Annotated in this window: 21 protein-coding genes; 13 read left to right on the top strand and 8 right to left on the bottom strand. The window is 62.9% G+C overall.

Annotated features, from left to right (window positions below; all coding sequences use genetic code 11):
• The first annotated feature begins 36 nt into the window (after positions 1–36).
• The 3 genes from P2T60_RS15935 (at position 37) to P2T60_RS15925 (ending at position 2,172) form a co-directional block, all read left to right on the top strand.
• Positions 37–744, top strand: coding sequence for a CTP-dependent riboflavin kinase (locus tag P2T60_RS15935; protein ID WP_276280223.1), 708 nt, complete (start codon positions 37–39; stop codon positions 742–744).
• Positions 741–1,397 carry a 3,4-dihydroxy-2-butanone-4-phosphate synthase gene (gene ribB / locus P2T60_RS15930; RefSeq protein WP_276280222.1) on the top strand — a complete coding sequence of 219 codons (657 nt, stop codon included), beginning with the start codon at positions 741–743 and terminating at the stop codon, positions 1,395–1,397. Before P2T60_RS15935 ends, ribB begins: the two co-directional genes overlap by 4 nt.
• A gap of 280 nt (positions 1,398–1,677) precedes the next feature.
• Positions 1,678–2,172, top strand: a complete 495-nt coding sequence (locus P2T60_RS15925; protein WP_420028716.1) for an Lrp/AsnC family transcriptional regulator — start codon at positions 1,678–1,680, stop codon at positions 2,170–2,172.
• Here P2T60_RS15925 and P2T60_RS15920 read toward each other — a convergent pair.
• The 4 genes from P2T60_RS15920 to P2T60_RS15905 are packed head-to-tail and all read right to left on the bottom strand — an operon-like array spanning position 2,169 to position 6,440.
• A complete protein-coding gene (locus P2T60_RS15920) occupies positions 2,169–3,500 on the bottom strand; it encodes an aspartate aminotransferase family protein (protein WP_276280220.1) in 1,332 nt (443 codons plus the stop codon). The genes P2T60_RS15925 and P2T60_RS15920 overlap by 4 nt on opposite strands.
• Positions 3,497–4,369 (bottom strand): ABC transporter permease, encoded by an 873-nt coding sequence (locus tag P2T60_RS15915; RefSeq protein WP_276280219.1) that lies wholly within the window; start codon positions 4,367–4,369, stop codon positions 3,497–3,499. Before P2T60_RS15915 ends, P2T60_RS15920 begins: the two co-directional genes overlap by 4 nt.
• A 1-nt stretch (position 4,370) precedes the next feature.
• Positions 4,371–5,294: an ABC transporter permease gene (locus tag P2T60_RS15910; protein WP_276280218.1), complete on the bottom strand. Its 924-nt coding sequence runs from the start codon at positions 5,292–5,294 to the stop codon at positions 4,371–4,373.
• A 21-nt stretch (positions 5,295–5,315) separates the two neighbouring features.
• Positions 5,316–6,440: an ABC transporter substrate-binding protein gene (locus P2T60_RS15905; RefSeq protein WP_276280217.1), complete on the bottom strand. Its 1,125-nt coding sequence runs from the start codon at positions 6,438–6,440 to the stop codon at positions 5,316–5,318.
• Between the two features lie 151 nt (positions 6,441–6,591).
• Between P2T60_RS15905 and P2T60_RS15900 the strand changes: the two genes are divergently transcribed.
• Positions 6,592–7,662, top strand: a complete 1,071-nt coding sequence (locus P2T60_RS15900; protein ID WP_276280216.1) for an ABC transporter ATP-binding protein — start codon at positions 6,592–6,594, stop codon at positions 7,660–7,662.
• Between the two features lie 90 nt (positions 7,663–7,752).
• Entirely contained in the window at positions 7,753–8,688 is a 936-nt protein-coding gene (locus tag P2T60_RS15895; protein WP_276280215.1) for a branched-chain amino acid transaminase, read from the top strand.
• 141 nt (positions 8,689–8,829) lie between these two features.
• Here the strand turns inward: P2T60_RS15895 and P2T60_RS15890 are convergent, their stop codons facing one another.
• Complete coding sequence (locus P2T60_RS15890; RefSeq protein WP_276280214.1) at positions 8,830–9,438, bottom strand: DUF502 domain-containing protein; 609 nt, start codon at positions 9,436–9,438, stop codon at positions 8,830–8,832.
• A gap of 102 nt (positions 9,439–9,540) precedes the next feature.
• The gene (locus P2T60_RS15885; RefSeq protein ID WP_276280213.1) at positions 9,541–10,377 is read right to left on the bottom strand and encodes a proline dehydrogenase family protein; all 837 of its coding nucleotides are present in this window, start codon (positions 10,375–10,377) and stop codon (positions 9,541–9,543) included.
• Between the two features lie 290 nt (positions 10,378–10,667).
• On the opposite strand from P2T60_RS15885, the gene P2T60_RS15880 reads away from it, so the two are divergent.
• Entirely contained in the window at positions 10,668–11,213 is a 546-nt protein-coding gene (locus P2T60_RS15880) for a CDP-2,3-bis-(O-geranylgeranyl)-sn-glycerol synthase (protein ID WP_276280212.1), read from the top strand.
• A 275-nt stretch (positions 11,214–11,488) separates the two neighbouring features.
• Here the strand turns inward: P2T60_RS15880 and P2T60_RS15875 are convergent, their stop codons facing one another.
• On the bottom strand, positions 11,489–11,899 hold the full coding sequence (locus P2T60_RS15875; RefSeq protein WP_276280211.1) for a DoxX family protein: 411 nt from the start codon (positions 11,897–11,899) through the stop codon (positions 11,489–11,491).
• Positions 11,900–12,038: 139 nt separating this feature from the next.
• On the opposite strand from P2T60_RS15875, the gene P2T60_RS15870 reads away from it, so the two are divergent.
• From P2T60_RS15870 to P2T60_RS15840, 7 genes are all read left to right on the top strand, one after another.
• Entirely contained in the window at positions 12,039–12,395 is a 357-nt protein-coding gene (locus P2T60_RS15870; RefSeq protein ID WP_276280210.1) for a winged helix-turn-helix transcriptional regulator, read from the top strand.
• Between the two features lie 93 nt (positions 12,396–12,488).
• Complete coding sequence (gene pyrE / locus P2T60_RS15865; protein ID WP_276280209.1) at positions 12,489–13,010, top strand: orotate phosphoribosyltransferase; 522 nt, start codon at positions 12,489–12,491, stop codon at positions 13,008–13,010.
• A gap of 184 nt (positions 13,011–13,194) precedes the next feature.
• Entirely contained in the window at positions 13,195–13,911 is a 717-nt protein-coding gene (locus tag P2T60_RS15860; protein WP_276280208.1) for a phosphoribosyltransferase family protein, read from the top strand.
• Positions 13,912–14,059: 148 nt separating this feature from the next.
• The gene (locus P2T60_RS15855; RefSeq protein ID WP_276280207.1) at positions 14,060–15,538 is read left to right on the top strand and encodes an NCS2 family permease; all 1,479 of its coding nucleotides are present in this window, start codon (positions 14,060–14,062) and stop codon (positions 15,536–15,538) included.
• A 98-nt stretch (positions 15,539–15,636) separates the two neighbouring features.
• The gene (locus P2T60_RS15850; RefSeq protein ID WP_276280206.1) at positions 15,637–15,930 is read left to right on the top strand and encodes a hypothetical protein; all 294 of its coding nucleotides are present in this window, start codon (positions 15,637–15,639) and stop codon (positions 15,928–15,930) included.
• 60 nt (positions 15,931–15,990) lie between these two features.
• Positions 15,991–17,397: an aryl-sulfate sulfotransferase gene (locus tag P2T60_RS15845; protein ID WP_276280205.1), complete on the top strand. Its 1,407-nt coding sequence runs from the start codon at positions 15,991–15,993 to the stop codon at positions 17,395–17,397.
• A 391-nt stretch (positions 17,398–17,788) separates the two neighbouring features.
• Positions 17,789–18,046 carry a glutathione S-transferase N-terminal domain-containing protein gene (locus tag P2T60_RS15840; RefSeq protein ID WP_276280204.1) on the top strand — a complete coding sequence of 86 codons (258 nt, stop codon included), beginning with the start codon at positions 17,789–17,791 and terminating at the stop codon, positions 18,044–18,046.
• 41 nt (positions 18,047–18,087) lie between these two features.
• Here P2T60_RS15840 and P2T60_RS15835 read toward each other — a convergent pair whose 3' ends face one another.
• A complete protein-coding gene (locus P2T60_RS15835) occupies positions 18,088–19,995 on the bottom strand; it encodes a tetratricopeptide repeat protein (RefSeq protein WP_276280203.1) in 1,908 nt (635 codons plus the stop codon).
• Positions 19,996–20,018 lie beyond the last annotated feature (23 nt).

Here is a 20,018-nt window from a genome sequence, read left to right as displayed (position 1 = left end):
GGTATGCTTAAACGAGTTCCGGCTAGAGTTTCGAGTATGTCAGCGACACGGCCGCGCGCAGTCGGGTACGACGAACTCGCGGCGCTCAAACTGCTCGCCCTCGACGGCGGGTTAGACGGCGAGATAAAGGTCTCGTGTTCCGGTCTCGCCGAGCGACTCGACGCCTCGAACCAGACCGCCTCCCGGCGACTCCAAGGACTGGACGACGCGGGTCTCGTGGAGCGCGAGATGGTCAGCGACGGGCAGTGGATTACCATCACCGAAGACGGCGAGTGGGCGCTCAAGCGCGAGTACGAGGACTACCGGCGCATCTTCGAGACGCCCGCCGGAGTTGACCTGACGGGCACCGTCACCAGCGGCATGGGCGAGGGCCGCCACTACATCTCGCTTCCGGGTTACATGGAACAGTTCGAGGACCGACTGGGCTACGAACCGTTCCTCGGGACGCTGAACGTCGAGTTGACCGACGAGAGCATCCGCGCTCGGTCGGCGATGGAGGCGCTGGACCCCGTACCCATCGACGGGTGGGAGGACGACGACCGAACCTACGGCCCGGCGGTGTGCTACCCCGCCGTGGTCGAGACCCAGAGCGGCGAGGTGTACGAACAGGCCCACACCATCGCGCCCGAGCGAACCCACCACGACGAAGACCAGTTGGAGGTCATCGCTCCCGAGAAACTCCGGGAGACGCTCGGACTCGAAGACGGCGACCACGTTACCGTCCACGTCGAGGAGCGAGCATGAGTCAGGCCGCCGCAGGCGTCGAGGCCGCAGTCGAGGCGTTCGGCGAGGGGTCGCCCGTCCTCGTCCACGACGCCGCCGACCGTGAGGGCGAGACCGACCTGATTTACCCCGCGGGCGCGGTCACGCCCGAGGACGTGTCGCGCCTGCGCAACGACGCCGGAGGGCTAGTCTGCATCGCACTCGCCGACGAGGTGGCCGAGGCGTTCGACCTGCCGTTCCTCGGCGAGGCGCTGGACCACCCCGCGAGCGCGGACCACGAGTTGGGCTACGACGAGCGGTCGTCGTTCTCGCTCCCGGTGAACCACCGCGACACCTACACCGGCATCACCGACGAGGACCGCGCGACGACCATCACCGAACTCGCGGCCGCCGCGGAGAATCCGAGCGGGACCGACTTCGCCGACGAGTTCCGCGCGCCGGGCCACGTCCACCTCCTGCGGGCCGCTCCGGACCTGTTGGCCGACCGCGAGGGCCACACCGAACTCGGCATCGCGCTGGCCGCCGCCGCCGACCGGGAACCGGCCGTCGTCGTCTGCGAGATGCTCGACGGCGAGACCGGCGGGGCGCTCTCGCCCGACGACGCGAAGGCCTACGCCGACCGCCACGGCCTGCCGTACCTCGAAGGCTCGGAAATCATCGACCGACTCGGCTAGCAAGCAATCTCCATCGTTCTTTGAGACCCTATTTCGTTTCTTTCAGCCATATCTTCAATCGTTAGAGAACGGTATCGGTTTCCTCGCGGCGTCTGCGATTGCGGCGCTCGAAGCGCCGCAATCGCGGCCCGAACCTCGCGCCATTTCCGCCGACGCTCGCGGTGGCCCTCGCAGTTCGTCACCGTCGGCGGGTTCGTTTCCGTGCGATGCGCCGTCGTCGTTTTCCTGACGGGTGATAATGTTTACAGTCGCACGGTCCCCGCAGATAAACGGCAGACAGATGGTGGACGTGAACCTCGACGAGACCGACTTCGAACTGCTCCGCCGACTCGACCGGGAGGGCGACATCGATGTCGAGGCGACCAGCGAGGAACTCGACGTGAGTCCCTCGACGGTGTACTACCGACTCGAAAACTACCGAGAGATGGGGATACTGAACGGCACGGTGGCCGACCTCGACGCGCGGAAACTGGGACTCGAACTCACCGCTATCACCGAAATCGAGAGTTCCTACGGGCCGGAGTACGAGGAGATAGCCGACGAGTTGACCGACCTCTCGGGCGTCCAGAACGTCTACTTCATGCTGGGCGAGATGTCGTTCTACGTCATCTCGAAGGTGAAAGACCACGACCACCTCCAGCAACTCGTGGACAACATCATCAGCATCGACGGCGTGGAGAACTCGGTGACGAACGTCGTCCTGCGGAGTTTCAAGGACGAACCGCGACTGCTGGTCAACTACGACGACGAGGACCTGACGGAGTTGTTCGGCTAGCGCCGCGAGAGGTCCGCCAACACCGCGTCGGCGTCGTCCAGATACGCCGCGAGGTGGTCGTCGGTGTGGGCCAGCGAGAGGTGGTGGCGCTTGTAGGGGTTCGGCGTGAAGAAGTGACCGCGCTCGCGCATCCCCGCGGCGAACTCGCGGAACCGCTCTTCGTCGAGTTCGGCCACGTCCTCGTAGGTCAGCGGTCGCTCGCTCGCGCCGAACTGGAGACCGAAGATGCTCCGGTAGCCGACGACCCGGCCCTCGACGCCGTGGTCGTCCAACAGGTCGGCGAGACCCGCCCGGTATCGGTCGCCGAGGTCGGTGACGTAGGCGGGAACGTCTTCGGACGCCACGAGGTCGAGCGTCTCTTTCGCGGCCGCGAGACCCACCGGACTGCCCGAGTAGGTACCGCTGATGACGACGCCCGACTTGTTGTCGCCGCCCGCCTGCGAGAGCAGGTCTTCCCGGCCGCCGACCGCCGCGACCGGATAGCCGTTGCCCATCGCCTTCGCCACGCAGGTCAAGTCGGGGGAGACGCCCAACTCCGCCTGCATGCCGTCGGCCGAGTGGCGGAACGCCGTAATCACCTCGTCGAACACGAGGGGCACGTCCCGGTCGTCGGTCTCCGATTCGAGCGCGTCGAGGAACGCCTCGGTGGGTTCGAGACACCCGACCGAGTGAGGCACGGGTTCGAGGATGACGCCCGCGAGTTCGTCGCCGTGGGTCGCCATCGCCTCGCGGAACGCCTCGGGGTCGTTGAACGGCACGACGACGGTGTTGTCCAACGCCGCCGAGAGCATCCCGTCGGACTCGGGGTACGGGTCGATTTCCGGCCCGTCGTCCCGGCCCGCGAGTTCTTCCTCCGGCGGGTAGACGCTCATATCTACGTAGTCGTGCCAGCCGTGGTAACACCCCTCGAACTTCAGCACCTTCTCGTTGCCGGTGTAGGCTCTGGCGAGTCGAATCGCGTGGTAGGTGGCCTCGCTACCGCTGTTGCAGAAGTTGACCATCTCGACGCTCGGCAGGAGGTCCACCAGTCGCTCGGCCACCTCGACTTCGAGTTCGGTCGTCGCGGCCCCGTAGAGGACGCCCGCGTCGATTGCGCGCTTGGCCGCGGCGTCCACCTCCTCGCGGCCGTGCCCGAGGATTATCGGCCCGAACGCCATGTGGTAGTCGGTCAACTCCTCGCCCTCGACGGTCGTGAGGGTCGCGCCCTCGGCGGCCTCGAACGCGATGTCTTCCGGGTAGTACGCCTGTTCTCTGAGTCCCGTCTGCGCGCCGCCGGGAACGACTTCGCGGGCGCGCGAGACTAGTCGGTTCGTCCGGTCTCCTGTCACGAATCTCCCTCCGTCCCGGCCACGTACTCGGTGACGTTGCCGACGTTCATCGCCACCGCGAGGACGACGGCGATGACGAAGACGATGAACGACGAGATGGCGTTCATCTTCGGGGCGGTGCCGTACTTAATCATCGAGAACATCGAGGTGGTCAGCACGTCCATCGTCCCGCGGACGAAAAAGGCCCGGATGAAGTCCTCGAACGACCGAATCCACGCGAACAGGAATCCGGCACCCACCGCTGGCAACACGACGGGAAGCGTTACGTCCCGGAACACGGTAAGTGGGTCGGCCCCCAAGTCGCGGGCCGCCTCCTCCAGCGACTCGTCGAAGGTGTACAACCGCGAGGTCACGATGAGCAACACGAACGGGAATCCGTACACGCTGTGGGTCAGCACCACCGTCACGAATCCGGGCGTCACGCCGAGGAGCGTCCGGAAGTAGATGAGTAGGGCGATGCCCAACACGACGCCCGGAATCACCATCGGCAGGATACCGAAGGTGCGGTACACTTCCTTGTAGGGGAAGTCGTAGCGCGCCAGCGCGAAGCTAGCGAGGACGCCGAGTATCGTGGCGATGGTCGCCGAAATCGTCGCAATCTGGACGCTGTTCCAGAGTGCGGACATCAACGCCTCGTCCGCGAACGTCGCGGTGTAGTGGGCCAGCGTGAACCCGCGGAACGGGAAGAACGTGCTGGCGTTGACCGCGAACGAGAGGACGACCATCACGACCAGCGGTATCCAGAGGAACACCAGCAGTGCGCCCGCGATGGCGTACAGACTGTACTTCAGAATCTTCTCCTTCTGCTCGTCGCCGAAGATAGCGCCGAGCGTCCCGGTATCGACCGCTCCGTCGGTTTCGGTCGCCATCTCAGACACCTCCGAGGTCTTCGATGCTGACGTACCTGAACGCCACCGCGAACGCCAGCGCGATGGAGACGACGATGAACATCGACGCCGCGCTCCCGTAGTCGATGGCGTACAGCGAGTTGATTCGCTCCTCGATGAGTTGTCCAATCATCAGGACGCGGCCCTGACCGAGGAACCGCGGCGTGATGAACGCGCCAAGACTCGGCACGAACACGAACAGACTCCCGCTGATGATGCCCGGCATCACCAGCGGCAGGATAACGTCTTTCAGCGTCTCGGCCCGACTCGCGCCGAGGTCGCGGGCCGCCTCGACCAGCGAGAAGTCGAGTCCGTCGAGGCTGGCGTACAGCGACAGCAACATGTACGGGAAGTAGGCGTGGGTCAACCCGACGATGATGGCGGTCTTCCCGAAGTTGAACGCCGCGACGGGTTCGCTCACCAGTCCGAGTTTTATGAGCGTGCTGTTGATGGCTCCGCTCGGCCCGAACATCAGGAACCACGAGTAGGCCCGCACGAGGTACATCGTGAAGAACGGCAACAACACGAGGAAGATGACGACTTTGAACGTCGTGCCGCCGCGTCGCGCCAGCAGGTACGCGAGCGGGAACGCCAGCACGAGGCTGAGTATCGTCGTCACGAGCGCAATCTCGTAGGACAGCAACAGCGACTGGAAGAACGACGTTTCCCAGAACGGGCCGTCACCCGCGAACAACTGGCCGTAGTTGTCCAGCGTCGGTTCCCAGATGATTTGGTAGGCGTCGTTGACGTTCATGAAACTCATCGTCACCATGAACGTCAGCGGCGCGAGCAAGAGCAGGAGAAGCCAGACGATGCTCGGGGAGAGAGTGAGACCGAGCTTTCGGGACTGTACGCTAAACGTGCGCAACAGTCGTTGGCGAATCGTGAGACCGGTTTCGCTTGACATTGGTGAGAGGGAAACGAGTAGTTACGCCGTCTTGACCTCTTCCCACGCCGAGACCCACGCGTCCTCGTTCTCGACTGCCTTGAACGGGATGAACCCGTCGAGTCGCTCGGGGTCGACAGAGCCGTAGAGTTCGTTCTCGGCGTCGCTGAGGTGTTCCTGCGTGTTGGGGTTGCAACTCGGCGAGTAGCCCACCTTGGCGAGGTCCGCGCCGATTTCCGGCGAGATGTACTCGTTGATGACCTTCCACGCCAGTTCCTTGTTGTCGGACTTCTTCGAGACCGCCGCGCCCTCGAACCACGCCAGCGACCCCTCGTCGGGGACGTAGTAGTCCACCCAGTCGTCGCCGTTGTCCCACATCTCCACGATTTCGTTGCGACCCGACAGGCCGATGGTGTGGTTGCCCTGTCGGAGCGACTTGATGTAGGTCGGGTCCGCGGCGATGTACCCCTGAAGCAGAGACTTCTGTTCAATGAGTTTCTGCTTGACCTTCTCGATTTGGTCCTCCGAGAGCGACACCTTGCTCCCCTCGAAAGCGTCGGTGTACCCGAGCAGGAGGGCCGCCGCGCTCATCGACTTGAAGTGGTTGTCGTACATCACGACGCCGCCCTTGTTCTTCTCGTTCCAGAGTTCGGAGTAACTGGTCTCGGGGTCCGAAATCTCGCGGGTGTCGTAGGAGACGCCGTACCACCCGAACCGAATCGGCACGCCGTAGATGTCGCCGTCTTTGGAGAACTGGGAGTTGGCGAACTCGTCGAACTTCCCGTATATGTCGCCGAAGTTCGACACCACGTCCTCGGGCATCGGCGCAACGAGGTCGGCCTGAACCAGTTTCGGGATGTAGTTGTTGTTGGGAACCACGATGTCGTACTGCTCGTCCTGCCCGGAGTTGAACGCCGAGAACATCTTGGCCGACGACGTGCCCTTCGTAATCTTGAGTTCCACGTCGAGTCGGCTCTCGATTTCGTCCTTGAAGTCGGCGTACTCCTCCCACGTGTAGACGTTGATGGTCGGCGTTCCGCCGCCACCGCCGCCACCGAGACAACCCGCAGAGGCCGCGAGTCCAGCGGCACCGGTCGCTTTCAGAAACGTCCGTCTGTTCGGTCGCCCGCTCTCTTCGTTCGACCCGGATTTGCCATTGCCTGACATAGCCACGTTACTTACCCCCAACCGGCGCGTATTAAATCTTCTCCAAAAAGAGAGTTGACTATTAGTAATTTATCGTGTAAAATCAGAAAAGTTTCGGGCAAATCACAAATTACACCAGTACCTTTATAATGTGAACTTGGGAAAATAACCCATGATGGAAGGTACCAAGGAGCTAATCGAACTCCGAGACGTTCGCAAGGAGTTCGGCGACGTGACGGCCGTGGACGGCATCGACCTGACGGTACGGAGCGGGGAGTTCTTCTCGCTGGTCGGGCCGTCGGGGTGTGGCAAGACCACCACGCTCCGGATGATAAGCGGGTTCGAGACTCCGACTTCGGGGACGGTCAGGCTAGCCGGGTACGACGTGGCGGGCGTCCCGCCGGAGGAACGGGACACCAACCTCGTCTTCCAGCACCTCTCGCTGTTCCCGCACATGTCGGTCGGCGAGAACGTCGGCTACGGTCTCAAGAAGTCAGGAGTCGGCAAGGCCGAGCGGAAGCAGAAGGCGTCGGAGTACCTCGAACTCGTGGACCTCGGCGGGTACGAGGACCGGAACCCGACCGAACTGTCGGGCGGCCAGCAACAGCGGGTCGCGCTCGCTCGCGCACTCGTGAACGAACCCAGCGTGGTGCTACTGGACGAACCGCTATCGAGTCTCGACCGGAAGTTGCGAAAGCAGATGCAGGTCGAGTTGCGGAAAATCCACGAGAAGACCCAAGGCGCGTTCTTCTACGTCACTCACGACCAAGAGGTCGCCATGACCCTCAGCGACCGGATGGCGGTGATGAACGAGGGGCAAATCGAGCAGGTCGGAACGCCCGAGGAGATTTATCGAAATCCCGCGACTCCCTTCGTCGCCGATTTCATCGGCGACACCAACCTGTTCGACGGCCGGGCGCACCGGGAGAACGGCCACGCAGTCGTGGAAGTCGGCGAGACCGGAAGCATCTCGTTCACCACCGACGACGAGGTGGACGACGGCACGGTCACGGTTTCGGTCCGACCCGAGGAGTTCTACCTCGCCGACGGCGCGGACGGCCACTTCGAGGGCGAGGTGGTCGAACGCTACTTCCAAGGCGACCAGACGAACTACGTGGTCGAACCCGACGGCGAGGGCGTCGAAGAAGTGACAGTCGTCGTGCAGGGCCGGGACGCGCCGGTCGAGCGCGGCGAACACGCCCGGTTCGGCATCGAGGAAGACGCGCCGGTCGTGTTCAGTTAACCGACAGAGCGTTTGCCCGTTCTCGACCCGGGTAATCGTCCGTGACGAACCGCGAAGACTCTTAAAGGAGGCCTCCAATTGTTCGGACGTATGAGCTTCGACGAGATGGACGTGGACACGATTTGGATGGACGGCGAGTTCGTCGATTGGGACGAAGCCCAAATCCACGTTCTCACACACGGCCTGCACTACGGAAGCGGCGTCTTCGAGGGCGTGCGCTGTTACGACACCGAGAACGGACCGGCCATCTTCCGCTGGGAAGAGCATCTGGACCGACTGTACGACTCGTGCAAGCCCTACGACCTCGAAATCGACCACGAACCCGAGGAACTCACCGAGGCGACCAAGCGACTCATCCGCGAACAGGACTTGGCGTCGTGTTACGTCCGACCCATCGCGTTCTACGGCTACGAGAGTCTCGGCGTGAGTCCCGGCGACTGCCCGACGAAGACGGCTATCGCGGCGTGGCCGTGGGGCGCGTACCTCGGCGACGAGGCGCTCGAAAACGGCGTCGAAGTGATGGTGTCGTCGTGGCGCAAGCACGCCTCCAGCCAGATTCCGACCAACGCCAAGACCACCGGCCTGTACGTCAACAGCATGCTCGCGGGCGAGGAGGCGCGTCGGAACGGCTACGCCGAGGCCATCGTCCTGAACAAGGAGGGCAACGTCGCGGAAGGTCCCGGCGAGAACCTCTTCATGGTCAAGGACGGCGAAATCTTCACGCCCGGTCTCTCCGAGAGCATCCTCGACGGAATCACCCGCAACTCGGTCATCACCCTCGCCGAGGAGATGGGCTACGAGGTCCACGACAACGTGAGCATCTCGCGGGGCGAACTCAACACCGCCGACGAGTTGTTCTTCACCGGGTCGGCCGCCGAGGTCACGCCCATCCGGAAGGTGGACAACGTGGAAATCGGAAACGGCGGTCGCGGTCCCGTCACCGAGGAGATTCAGTCGCGGTTCTTCGACGTGGTGAACCGCCGGACCGACGAGTACGAAGAGTGGTTCGAATACGTCGGAGAGTAGTCCGAATGCGTCGGAGAGTAGTCCGAATGCGTCGGAGAGTAGTCCGAATGCGTCGGAGAGTAGTCCGAATGCGTCGAAGAGCAGTCGAGTAGCGCGTCGAGGAGTCGGCCGCCGGTCAGCGGGACCCGATTTCGGTTCCGGCTACTGCGGCGGCGGCGACTGTTTCTCCTTCTCGTCCTGCACGTCGATTGGAATCCCGGCCTCGCTGGTCTCGCCGAATCCGGCGCTGAGGATGCGCGTCAGGGCGTCCTCGACGCTCTCGTCGGTCTCCTCGAAGTCGGTGGGTTCGACCTCGACGACGAACCCGGTGGTGATGTTCGGCGCGGTCGGCAGGAAGAGGAGTTCGCGGCCGTCGTCGGTGGTCTTGCCCGTCTTGAACGCGGTCATCCGCATCCCGGACCACACCTGAACTTTGACGGGGGCTTGGAGGTCGGTCGAGTCCGAGAGGGCGGTTTCGGCCGCCATCTTCGAGGCGTTGTAGACGACCCGGAGACCGGGGAGGCGGTTCATCATGCCGTCGATTGCGCCCTCCACGAGCGACCCGACCGCGGTCCGCATCATGTAGCCGACGCTGAGGACGAGCATGGTGAACACGACGATGGTCAGGGCGACTCGGTACACCGGGTCCGCCACGCCGGGAATCGGAATCCTAGCTATCTGCTTGAACAGCCAGTGGACGATGTAGAGCGTGACGAGTATCGGGAGGAGGACGATGAGGCCGCTGGCCGCATCCCGTTTCCACGAGGACATTTGTCGGGAGTATCCGACCGCAGGTCCATAAACTAGGTGTTATCCGACGAGCGCCGCCGCATCCGCGGCGGCGCTCGTCCGAAATCGTCGCGTCCGGTGGTCTCACCGACCGAGAACCGCGCGGGCCGCGAACAGCAGGTTCTCCTTTCGCTCCATCGCGCGCCGGTAGAAGTACGAGAGCCACTTGTCTCCGTAGGGGACGTACTGCCACACCTCGTACTCGTCGGCGAGGTCGTACTGGGCGTCCTCGCGGACGCCCATCAGCATCTGAATCTCGAAGTCGGTGCCGTACTCCTCGTGGAGGTCCTTCGCGTAGGCAATCATCTCGGGGTCGTGGCTCCCGACCGCGATACCCTCCTCGAAGTGCTGGAACATGTATTCGAGTTGGCGCTCGTAGGCGGCGTTGACCGCCGATTTCTCCTTCAGCGCGACTTCGGCGGGCGGGTCGTACGCGCCCTTCACGAGTCGGACCTTGCCGGGGAGGTCCGCGAGGCGTTCGAGGTCGTCGTCGGTGCGCTTGAGGTTCGCCTGCACGCAGACGCCGACGCCGCCCTCGTGTTTCCGGGCGAGTTTCTCGTAGATGTCGAGGGTCGCGTCGGTGGTGTCGTGGTCCTCCATGTCTATCCAGACGAACACGTCGCGGTCGGCGGCGTAGTCGGCGATGCGTTCGACGTTCTCGTGGAACACCTCGGTTCCCACGTCGAGACCCACCTGCGAGGGCTTGACCGAGATGCAGGCGTCGGCGTCCGCGCTCTCGATGTCCTCGACCATGCGGAGGTACGCCTCGGCGTCCTCGTCGGCGGGTGCGCGTTCGTGGTAGTGTTCGCCGAGCAGGTTCAGGATGGCCTTCACGTTCCGGTCGTTCAACTGCCGGGTGTGGTCGATTGCCTCGGCAGATGACTCCCCGGCGACGAATTTGCTGGCGATGGGTGGTATCATTAGCCGTGGCTTTTGAGCGATGCGTCTTTAACTTAGCCCCTTCGGACGCCAGCGAGAGGGCGTAGCGTGACAGCTGACCGGAATTTCCACCCACCGCGGACGCGCTCGTGAGACAGGTGACCGGCGGGGATTTCGAAATTTCGGTCTCTCCGACTCCGACGACTACACCAGGGGCGACAACCACGACGACGACGGTCGCAACAACAACCGCGACGACCGAGACGACGACGGAAAAGACGCCGCTCCGGAGAACCACCCGCGTTAAGACCCCGGCGTCCGCGTGTTGAAATATGGGTGTCTTCGAGACAGTCGCAGTCGCGCTGTGGGCGATGTTGCCCGCGTACGTCCCGAACAACGCCGCGGTGTTGGCCGGGGGAGGCCGACCCATCGACGCCGGGCGGACGTGGAACGGTCGGCGACTGCTCGGCGACGGCAAGACGTGGCGGGGCACCGCGGTCGGAACCCTCGCGGGCGCGGCGCTGGCGCTGGTCCTGAATGCGGTCGAACCGACGGCTTCGGACCTGCTCGGGGTCGGCCTGCCGACGTTCCCGGCCGGGGTCGCCCTCGCGCTCCCGGCGGGCGCGATGCTCGGCGACATCGCGGCGTCGTTCCTGAAGCGACGGACCGGCCGCCAGCGCGGGGCGGCGTTCCCCGGCGTGGACCAACTCGACTTCGTGGTGTTCGCGCTCCTACTCGCGTTTCTGGCCGACCCCGCGTGGTTCGGCGACGTGTTCACCGTGCAGGTGCTGGTGGTCGTCGTCGTGGTGACGCCGTTGTTGCACCTCGTGACGAACGCCATCGCGTACGCGTTGGGACTGAAAGACGAGCCGTGGTAGACGACCTTTTTATTGCGAGCGCAGTCGCCAGCGGCGACTGCGCTCGATAAAAGCTCGACCAAAAAGCCGTCGGCGTCGTCGGCGCGCCGACGATGCCGACGGTAAAATCGGAGTGTGCGACGGCGACCGCACCGTCTCCGCGACAGCACCGCTTCCGCTACCGCTACTGTACGACACCACCACCGAATTGCTTGAGCAATCTCGATGCGTCTTTAGTGAATATTTCTACTCTTCAAAGCAATCTATGTCTGTCCAAAGCGTGAGATGCGCACCGCTCAGAGACCCACGGCGAACGGCCACGACCCGCCGCTGACCGCCAGTAGAACCAGCGCGCCGCCGATTAGCGCGACGTTCTTCAGGAAGTCCGTCATCTCCTGCTGGCGCTGTTGGGGGTCCTCGACCGACCAGAAGTCGTGAAACATCGGCGTGGCAACGACGAGGAACCCGACGAGGGCCGCCGCGCCGACTAACGGAAACGCACCGAGGACGATAGACGCGCCGCCGAGGACGAGCAAGACACCCGAACCGTACACCGACAGCGTGGGCGCTGGCGCGCCCTTCGCCTCGGCGTAGCCAGCCATCTGGTCGGCCTGTAGAAAGTGATTGACGCCCGTGAACGCGAGGACGCCGCCGAACAGCACCCGACCGACGAGGAACGCGACCGAACTGACCGTTTCGACCGCCATCAGGCCGACGCCCCCGCGGTGAGGGTAGTCGTCGCGCGGGACTGTACTGGAGTTTCGACAGTAGATTTCATTACGTAACCTACTTCGTATCGGAACCTATTTGTACGTTTGGCGACAACCGGGTCGGTAGCTATCACCGATGTCGTCCATCCATTCTGAACCTGACACTATCGAGGAACGGAACTCCGGCGTCTGTCCGGTAGTCGAGGCCATCGAGCAAATCGGGTCCCAGTGGCGACTCGTCGTCCTCCACGACCTACACGGCGACGACGAGAAGCGATTCAACGAACTCGAACGTTCGACGGGCGCGAGTTCCCGGACGCTCTCGCGCGTCCTCGACGACTTGGAGGAGGCCGAACTCGTCAACCGGCGCGTCGAGGACAAACCCATCGCCACCTACTACAGTCTGACCGACAAGAGCAGGGAACTCTGCCCCGTCTTCGAGGAACTCGAATCGTGGGCCGACTCGTGGTTGGACATGGCGGCCGACGACTGACCGGCGCGTTCGGCCGCGACACCGGCGGCGACTGACGACCCCGGTCCGCGTCAAACGAAACTGCTTTTCATACCCGCCACCCGATTCTCCACAATGACGAACGACGAACTCATCGCGGCGCTTCGGGACGCGGAGGCGGTCCAGTACGGCGAATTCGAACTCTCTCACGGCGGTACCAGCGACTACTACGTGGACAAGTACCTCTTCGAGACCGACCCCCACTGTCTCGAACTAATCGCGGAAGCGTTCGCACAACGAGTCGGTGACACGAAACTCGCGGGCGTGGCACTCGGCGGCGTCCCCCTCGTGGCCGTCACCAGCGTCGAAACCGGCAACCCCTACGTCATCGCGCGCAAGCAGAAGAAAGACTACGGTACGGCCAACCTCGTGGAGGGCCGACTGGACGACGGCGAGGAAGTCGTCGTCCTCGAAGACATCGCCACGACCGGCCAGAGCGCCGCCGACGCTGTAGAGGCTCTGCGTGACGCTGGCGCGACCGTAAACCGCGTCCTCGTCGTGGTGGACCGCGAGGAGGGTGCGGCCGAGAACCTCGCGGAGTACGACGTGGAACTCGAATCGCTTCTGACCGCGACCGAACTCCTCGACGCCGAGTAGTCGGGACCGCCCGCGGTCGGACCACGATGTCGCGGGCAGTCCACTCTCGGTCGGGTCGCACCGCGTCCGACCGCGAGTGTCCACGATTGCACAACGAAGCACAACCACGATTGCGCACTTCTGCCGAAATCCGTCCGTCCGGCTATCGAGGTATTCAAGTTCGTGGAATACCTCGGGAAGGGATATGAACCGTGCAGAGAAGGCGACCCTGCAACTCCAGTCGGTCGCCGTCCTTCGGATGCTGAAGGAGACCCGGACGTACGACGAACTCGCCGAGGTGACTGGACTCCCGGCGGGCGACCTGAACCGCTACGTCAACGGGCACGTCCTGCCGAGCGTCGAACGAGCGAGAGACATCGTGGGCGGCGTCGGCCGCGACGAACTCGCCGACGAACTGGAGGCCCGGATTCGGGTGGACGACGAGGGGTACGTGGACAACTCCGGCGTCGTCTTCGACCAGTCGTTCCTCGACCTCGTGGCACCCGTCGCGGCCGAAGCCTTCGACTTCGACCGACCCGACGTGGTGCTGACTGCGGCCACCGACGGCATCACCCTCGGTGCGGCGATGGCGGGGTACTTCGACGCTCGGGTCGCCTACGCCAAGAAGTCCAAGGAGACCGCAGTCGAGGAGTTCATCGAGTCGCGCCAGCGCCTCCAGTCGGGCATCGAACTCACCTACTACCTACCCGCCTCGGCCATCGACGCCGGAGAGACCGTACTGGTCGTGGACGACCTCATCCGGTCGGGCGAGACTCAAGAGCTACTGCTCGACATCGTGGACCGCGCGGAGGGCGTCGTCGGCGGCGTGTTCGCGCTCATCGCCGCCGGAGACGAGGGTCTGGACCGAGCGAAGGGCCGGACCGACGCCCCGGTCGGCGCGCTGACGACGTTCGAGGAGTGATGCCGGTCGCGGAGAGTTGCGCACGTCTATGCAAAGTTTTCGGCTTTCTACCCATTTCACCGAGGAATTAATGCATACTTGTGCATCAGTGGTGGGTTTCGATGAGAATACTTAAGTACGTTTTCGAGACTATGCCCAGTCGTGCAACATGGGGATTGAAGAAACAAGCGACTCCCGCTCCGACTCGGGCGAGACCGGCGCGCTCGCGGAGTACTTCGGCTTCGAAGAACACGGAACCGACCTCCGGACCGAGATAGTCGCGGGCATCACGACGTTCCTGACGATGAGTTACATCGTCGTGGTCAACCCGGCTATCCTCTCGAACGCCGTCCAACCGGCGGGCGTCGGGCCGGGCCGGACGTTCCAGATGCTCGCCGTCGTGACGCTCATCTCGGCGGCAGTCGCCACGCTAGTCATGGCGCTGTACGCCAAGCGGCCGTTCGCGCAGGCACCCGGTCTCGGACTCAACGCTTTCTTCGCGTTCACCGTCGTCGGCGCGCTCGGGGTCAGTTGGCAGACCGCGCTCGCCGCGGTGTTCGTCGAGGGTATCGTCTTCATCGCGCTCACCGCAGTCGGTGCGCGCGAGTACATCATCCGTCTGTTTCCCGAACCGGTCAAACTCGCCGTCGGTGCCGGTATCGGTCTCTTCCTCGCCATCATCGGATTGGAGGAGATGCGAGTCGTCGCGGGAGACACTGCGACGTTCCTCACGTTCAATCCGGTGTTCGCGTCCGACCCCGTCGCCGTCATCTCGGTCGTCGGTCTCTTCCTGACGCTCGCGCTCTACGCCCGCGGCGTCACCGGGTCCATCATCGTGGGCATCGTCCTGACGACGGTGATGGGCTACGCCGCGAGCGCGATGGGCTACTCGGCGTTCCCCGCGGACAAGGCCCCGCCGGGCATCACGCTCAAGGGTCCGATGTCGCTCACCTCAACTGCGCCCATCACCTACGACGCCGCGAGTTACAACATCGCACCGCTGGCCGGGGCGTTCGTGACCGGTCTCCAGAACGTCGAGGGTTTCTCGTTCGCGCTCGTCGTCTTCACGTTCTTCTTCGTGGACTTCTTCGACACCGCCGGGACGCTGACCGGCGTCTCGCAGGTCGCCGGATTCTTGGACGAGGACGGCAACCTGCCCGACATCGACAAGCCGCTGATGGCCGACGCCATCGGTACCACCGTCGGCGGTGCGCTCGGCACCTCGACGGTCACGACGTACATCGAATCGGCCACCGGCGTCGAAGAGGGCGGTCGGACCGGAATGACCGCGCTCGTGGTCGGACTCCTGTTTCTGGCCTCGCTCGCGGTGGTTCCGCTGGCCGTCGCCGTGCCGACCTACGCCTCGCACCTCGTGTTGGTCGTCATCGGCGTCGTGATGCTCCGGAACGTCGTGGAAATCGCGTGGGACGACCTGACCTACGCGGTGCCCGCCGGGATGACCATCCTCGTCATGCCGTTCACGTTCTCCATCGCGTACGGCATCGCGGCCGGTATCGTCTCCTACCCCATCGTGAAACTCGCGGTGGGCGAAGTCGAGGACACCCGACCCGGCCACTGGGTACTCGCGGCCATGTTCGTCCTCTACTTCTTCGTCCGGACGAGCGGCCTGCTCCAAGGCAACGTCTGAGTCTCGCTCGGACACCCGCTTTCCGTCGTTCTCCCTGCGAGTCGTTCTCTCGCCTCGGAAACATTTATATCGTTAGCTGACGATTTTATCTTTCGACAATGAACGAATCCGACGCGACGGGACCGGAAGACGAACCGATAGCGAACATCTACTACGCCGACGAGGAAGCGACGAAAGTCGATGCGGCCTTCGTCATCGAGGACTGGGACTGGGTGGTCGGGTTCGACCAAGTGGCGACCGACGAGTACGATTACGTCTCGATTCCGGTGTCGAAGGTCATCGGCGTCATGTCGCCGGAGTACACCACGTTCACGCGAAACGGGCGGCGGGTGACGGGGTACGGCGTCGGCGCGGAGGGCGTCGAATCGTTCGCGGACCGACTGCCGGTCTGACCAGCCGATTCCCCGGTCCGACCAGCCAGTTTTAATCCGCTCGGATTCGTGGCCGGTGACATGAGACTTCCCTCCCGCCCGATTCCCCGCCGGTGGACGGTCCGGGGAGCGACAGCGTTGCTGGTCCTCGCGCTGGTCGCGCCCGCGGGCATCTCGGGCGCGACGTACTTCGCCACGACCGAGGACCCCACGAACCTCCGGGCGTCGGTGGACGAACCCGCGAACGGTACGACGATTATCTCGATTCAGGGCTTTCACTTTCAGGGGATGGCCAACGCCAACAAGCCCGCGCGCCTCGTCGCGGTGGGTCCCCGCGGCGAGGTCCAGTGGGTCCACAACGGGTCCGGGTTCGACGCGCGGTGGTTCTACGACGTGGACCCCCTTGACAACCGGAACCTGCTCGTGACCGCCACGACGCCCAACGCCACGCTGGTCTACGAGTTGGACCCCGAAACGCAGGAGCGCGTCTGGACCGAGCGACTGCCCATCCACGACACCCACGACGTGGACCTCGTCAACGGCGACCAACTGCTGGTCGCCAACATGCGCGCACCCGACCGCAACGACCGCATCTTCGTCTACGACATGGGGACCGACGAGACGGTGTGGGAGTGGCGCTTCGAGAACCACGGCTACGAGGCGTCGGGCGGCGGCGGCGAGGCCGACTGGACCCACGTCAACGACGTGGACAAAATCGGCGAGGGCGAGTATCTGGTCTCGCCGCGGAACTTCGACCAAGTAATCGTGGTGAACCGCTCGACCGGGAACGTCTCGATGCGCCTCGGGAGCGACGACGACCACGACACCCTCTACGAACAGCACAATCCGCAGTACCTCGACGGAGAGGGCGGGACGCCGACGATGCTGGTCGCCGACAGCGAGAACGACCGCCTCGTGGAGTACGCCCGGAACGACTCGGGCGGGTGGAACCGGACGTGGAGCGTCGGCACGCGCGGACTCAACTGGCCGCGGGACGCCGACCGACTGCCCAACGGCAACACGCTGGTCGTGGACACGATGCACCATCGCGTCTTCGAGACGACGCCGACCGGCGAAGTCGTCTGGGAGTTCCACGCGCCGTGGGCACCCTACGACGTGGAGCGCGTCACCTACGGCGACGAACCCGACGGCCCGACGATGCGCGAGGTGGGCGCGACGGGCGACTACAACCTCACCGGGAGCGGACTCAAGGTCTCGGGCGAGGACACCAAGACGGTCTCGTTCTGGCTAGTCGAGGCGTTCGAGGGGACGCCGGTCGCGGCGCAGGCCAGCGACTTCGCCCGAGTGTGGGCGCACGTCACGCCGTGGATTCGCCCGATTTGGATGACGAGTTGGGAGTTCCTCGGCGCGGTGCTGGCGGGCGGTCTCCTGCTCGCGTGGGGTCTCGGCGAGGCGGTGTACCAGCGCGGGCGGATTCGGCGCGGACTCTCGGGGGTCGTAGACCGGGTTCGGCGGCCGGTGGAGTGAGAGAGGGAAGTCGGTGGATTTGCGACGAGTCTGGCGCGCGCTCGCCCGCACTCACACAGGTCGGCGCGCGCGGGTGCGACCGCGCGAGCGTGTCGCACCCGACCGCGCGAGGGACGAGCGAGTGACCGCAGGGAACGAGCGAGTCGGTTGGGGAGGCGTGTGGCCCGCGGTTGCGATGCGGTGCGGTCGCGGTCTGATTGGTTCAAGCCTGAAGTTAGCCGTCCCGCGTCGCCGTCGAGGTAGGCAATCAGGACGAATCGCTAGACAACGAAGTACATTTCTCAAGCCCGTAGAAACACGTCTCAAAGAAACGTTCTGAATGCCGTCGGAGGTCCCGTCACGCGCTTCCGACACCACCACGTTCATACCCGCGAAGTCACTACGACCGGGCATGGCGAACCTCGAACTGTACGACCTGCCGGGTTGTCCGTTCTGCGCGAAAGTCAGAGACAAACTCGACGAACTCGGACTCGACTACGAGCGCCACGAAGTACCGTCGTCGCACGCCGAGCGTACCGAAGTCGAGGCGGTCAGCGGTCAGACCGGCGTGCCGGTGCTGGTGGACGAGGACCACGGCGTCGAAGGTATGCCCGAGAGCGACGACATCGTGGCGTACCTCGAAGAGACGTACGGCGGCGGCGCGGCGTAGACCGGACTTTCAGCCGATTTAGAAGAGACACTGTAACGGAACTATTCTTTGTGTTCTCGGAGTAAGTCGATTAACTCCGCGATTTTATCTTTTTTCTCGGAGTCGAGGTTAGCCCCTTCCAGCCACGAATCGAGTTCTTCGAGGTTCCCAGTCATTGTAAATTCCTGCTCGCAAATATTTCGGTACTCGTTTTCTTCCTCGGCGGTGTCTTCGCCGAGGACGGTTCTGGCAATGAGGTGGAGGAGTGTGCTTGTTGCAGAGTCCATGGTAGACTCGCTCAGTTTTTTCGCTTGGGACGCATCTTGACGTGCTTGCTTAAACTCCCCATTCTCTATTTTTATCTCTGCGCGGTTTTGATATACCCGCGCGTTGTCGGGGTCAAGTTCGATTGCCGTGTCGTAATCTTCAATTGCCGCCTCGTATTCGCCCACCTCCTGCTTCGCAGCTCCTCGACCGTGGTATGCTCTCGCGTTATCGGGGTCAAGTTCGATTGCCGTGTCGTAATCCTCAATTGCCGCCTCGTATTCGCCCGACTGTTGTTTTACAATTCCTCGGTTATAGTATGCTGCTGCGTTACCGGATTTAAGTTCGATTGCCGTATCGTAATCCGCAATCGCCGTCTCGTACTCACCCAACTCCTGTTTCGCAAGTCCTCGGTTGACGTATACCCTCACGTTGTCGGGGTCAAGTTCGATTGCCGTATCGTAATCCGCAATCGCCGCCTCGTACTCACCCAACTCCTGTTTCGCAAGTCCTCGGTAGTGGTATGCCATCGTATAGTCAGGTTCCAGTTCGATGGCCTTGTCGTAATCCACAATCGCTGCCTCGTACTCGTCCAAATCAGCCTTGGCAAACCCACGGTAGCAGTATCCCTGAGCGTAGTCAGGGTCTTCTTCGATAGCCTCAGTAAAGAGTTCAATTGCCTTCTCGAAGTTACCTTCCTCAGCAAAATCCACACCCTTCCACATTTTTTCAGTCTTATCGACGTACTCTTCCTCCTCGTCGCCAGTTGCCGCCTCCTTGCTTTCTTTCAAGGCTCCTTTTAGCATGTCGGCCCGTTCTTCAGCCCTTTCGACAACTTCGTCCGGTTGCGGTGGTTCAAGACCGTCGATTCGATTGCCAAACTTTCGCATCAGACTCCCGAATCCTTCGATTTCTACCAAATACGTATTCGGCTTCTCTAGCAACTCCTCGGCCTTCTTTTCGTCTGAGAACGAATCTACGTCGCGCGTACACCAGTAGATACCGTACTCCGAAATATCAGATTCGATGAGCGGGTCCATAATCGATTCATCTCCACCGCTATAGCCCACAACGATTAGCCCGTACTCTTCTACGGTCTGTTGGAGCGCGTCCCTCATCCCTTCGTCTAATGCTTTCGACCCCGTTTCGGAAGCGGTGTTTCGAAGATTGTCGTAGAGATAGTCCCCGTGAAGTTTCACGATTGCCGACTCGCTGTGTGTGAGTCTAAATTCGGGAGCGACTGCCCGGTGGTCAATTACCTGCGGTTTGTCTTCCAGATATAGGTAGAATGCGTCGAACAGTAAATCGTCGAAATTCGGTGTTAATACGTGCGGAACATAGCCCTCGTCCATCAACGACGCAAGTAGGACATGTCCGAAGGTCGGCGTTGCGTTTTCTACGAGTTCCTGAATGCGCTCACGTCGTTCACCACGAGTAGGATGGCGCTGTTCGAACCAGAACCCGTACTCGTTGTCGCCATCCATCTTTTTCTCTTTGGTCCCAACCCACGTCTCGAAATCCTCATCAGGGTTCTCGTGGTCGTAACACTCCGTTTTCCACATCTCGATAAGTTCGCCGCCTGTCGGAATTTCGGCCGGGGCCGGTCTTGACGAACCAGCACCAACGAGAAATGAGTAGTTTTCACATTCGTCTACGGCCCGAATAAGTTGGGTAACAGACGCTTCCCGGATGTCGCCTTCTGCCATTATGCACTTCTCCGTGCAGTTGA

Origin of the sequence: Halorussus caseinilyticus, assembly GCF_029338395.1 — an archaeon.
Taxonomy (GTDB): Archaea; Halobacteriota; Halobacteria; order Halobacteriales; family Haladaptataceae; genus Halorussus; species Halorussus caseinilyticus.
Note: the sequence above shows the minus strand (reverse complement) of the source record. Positions and strands in the feature narration are given on the sequence as shown.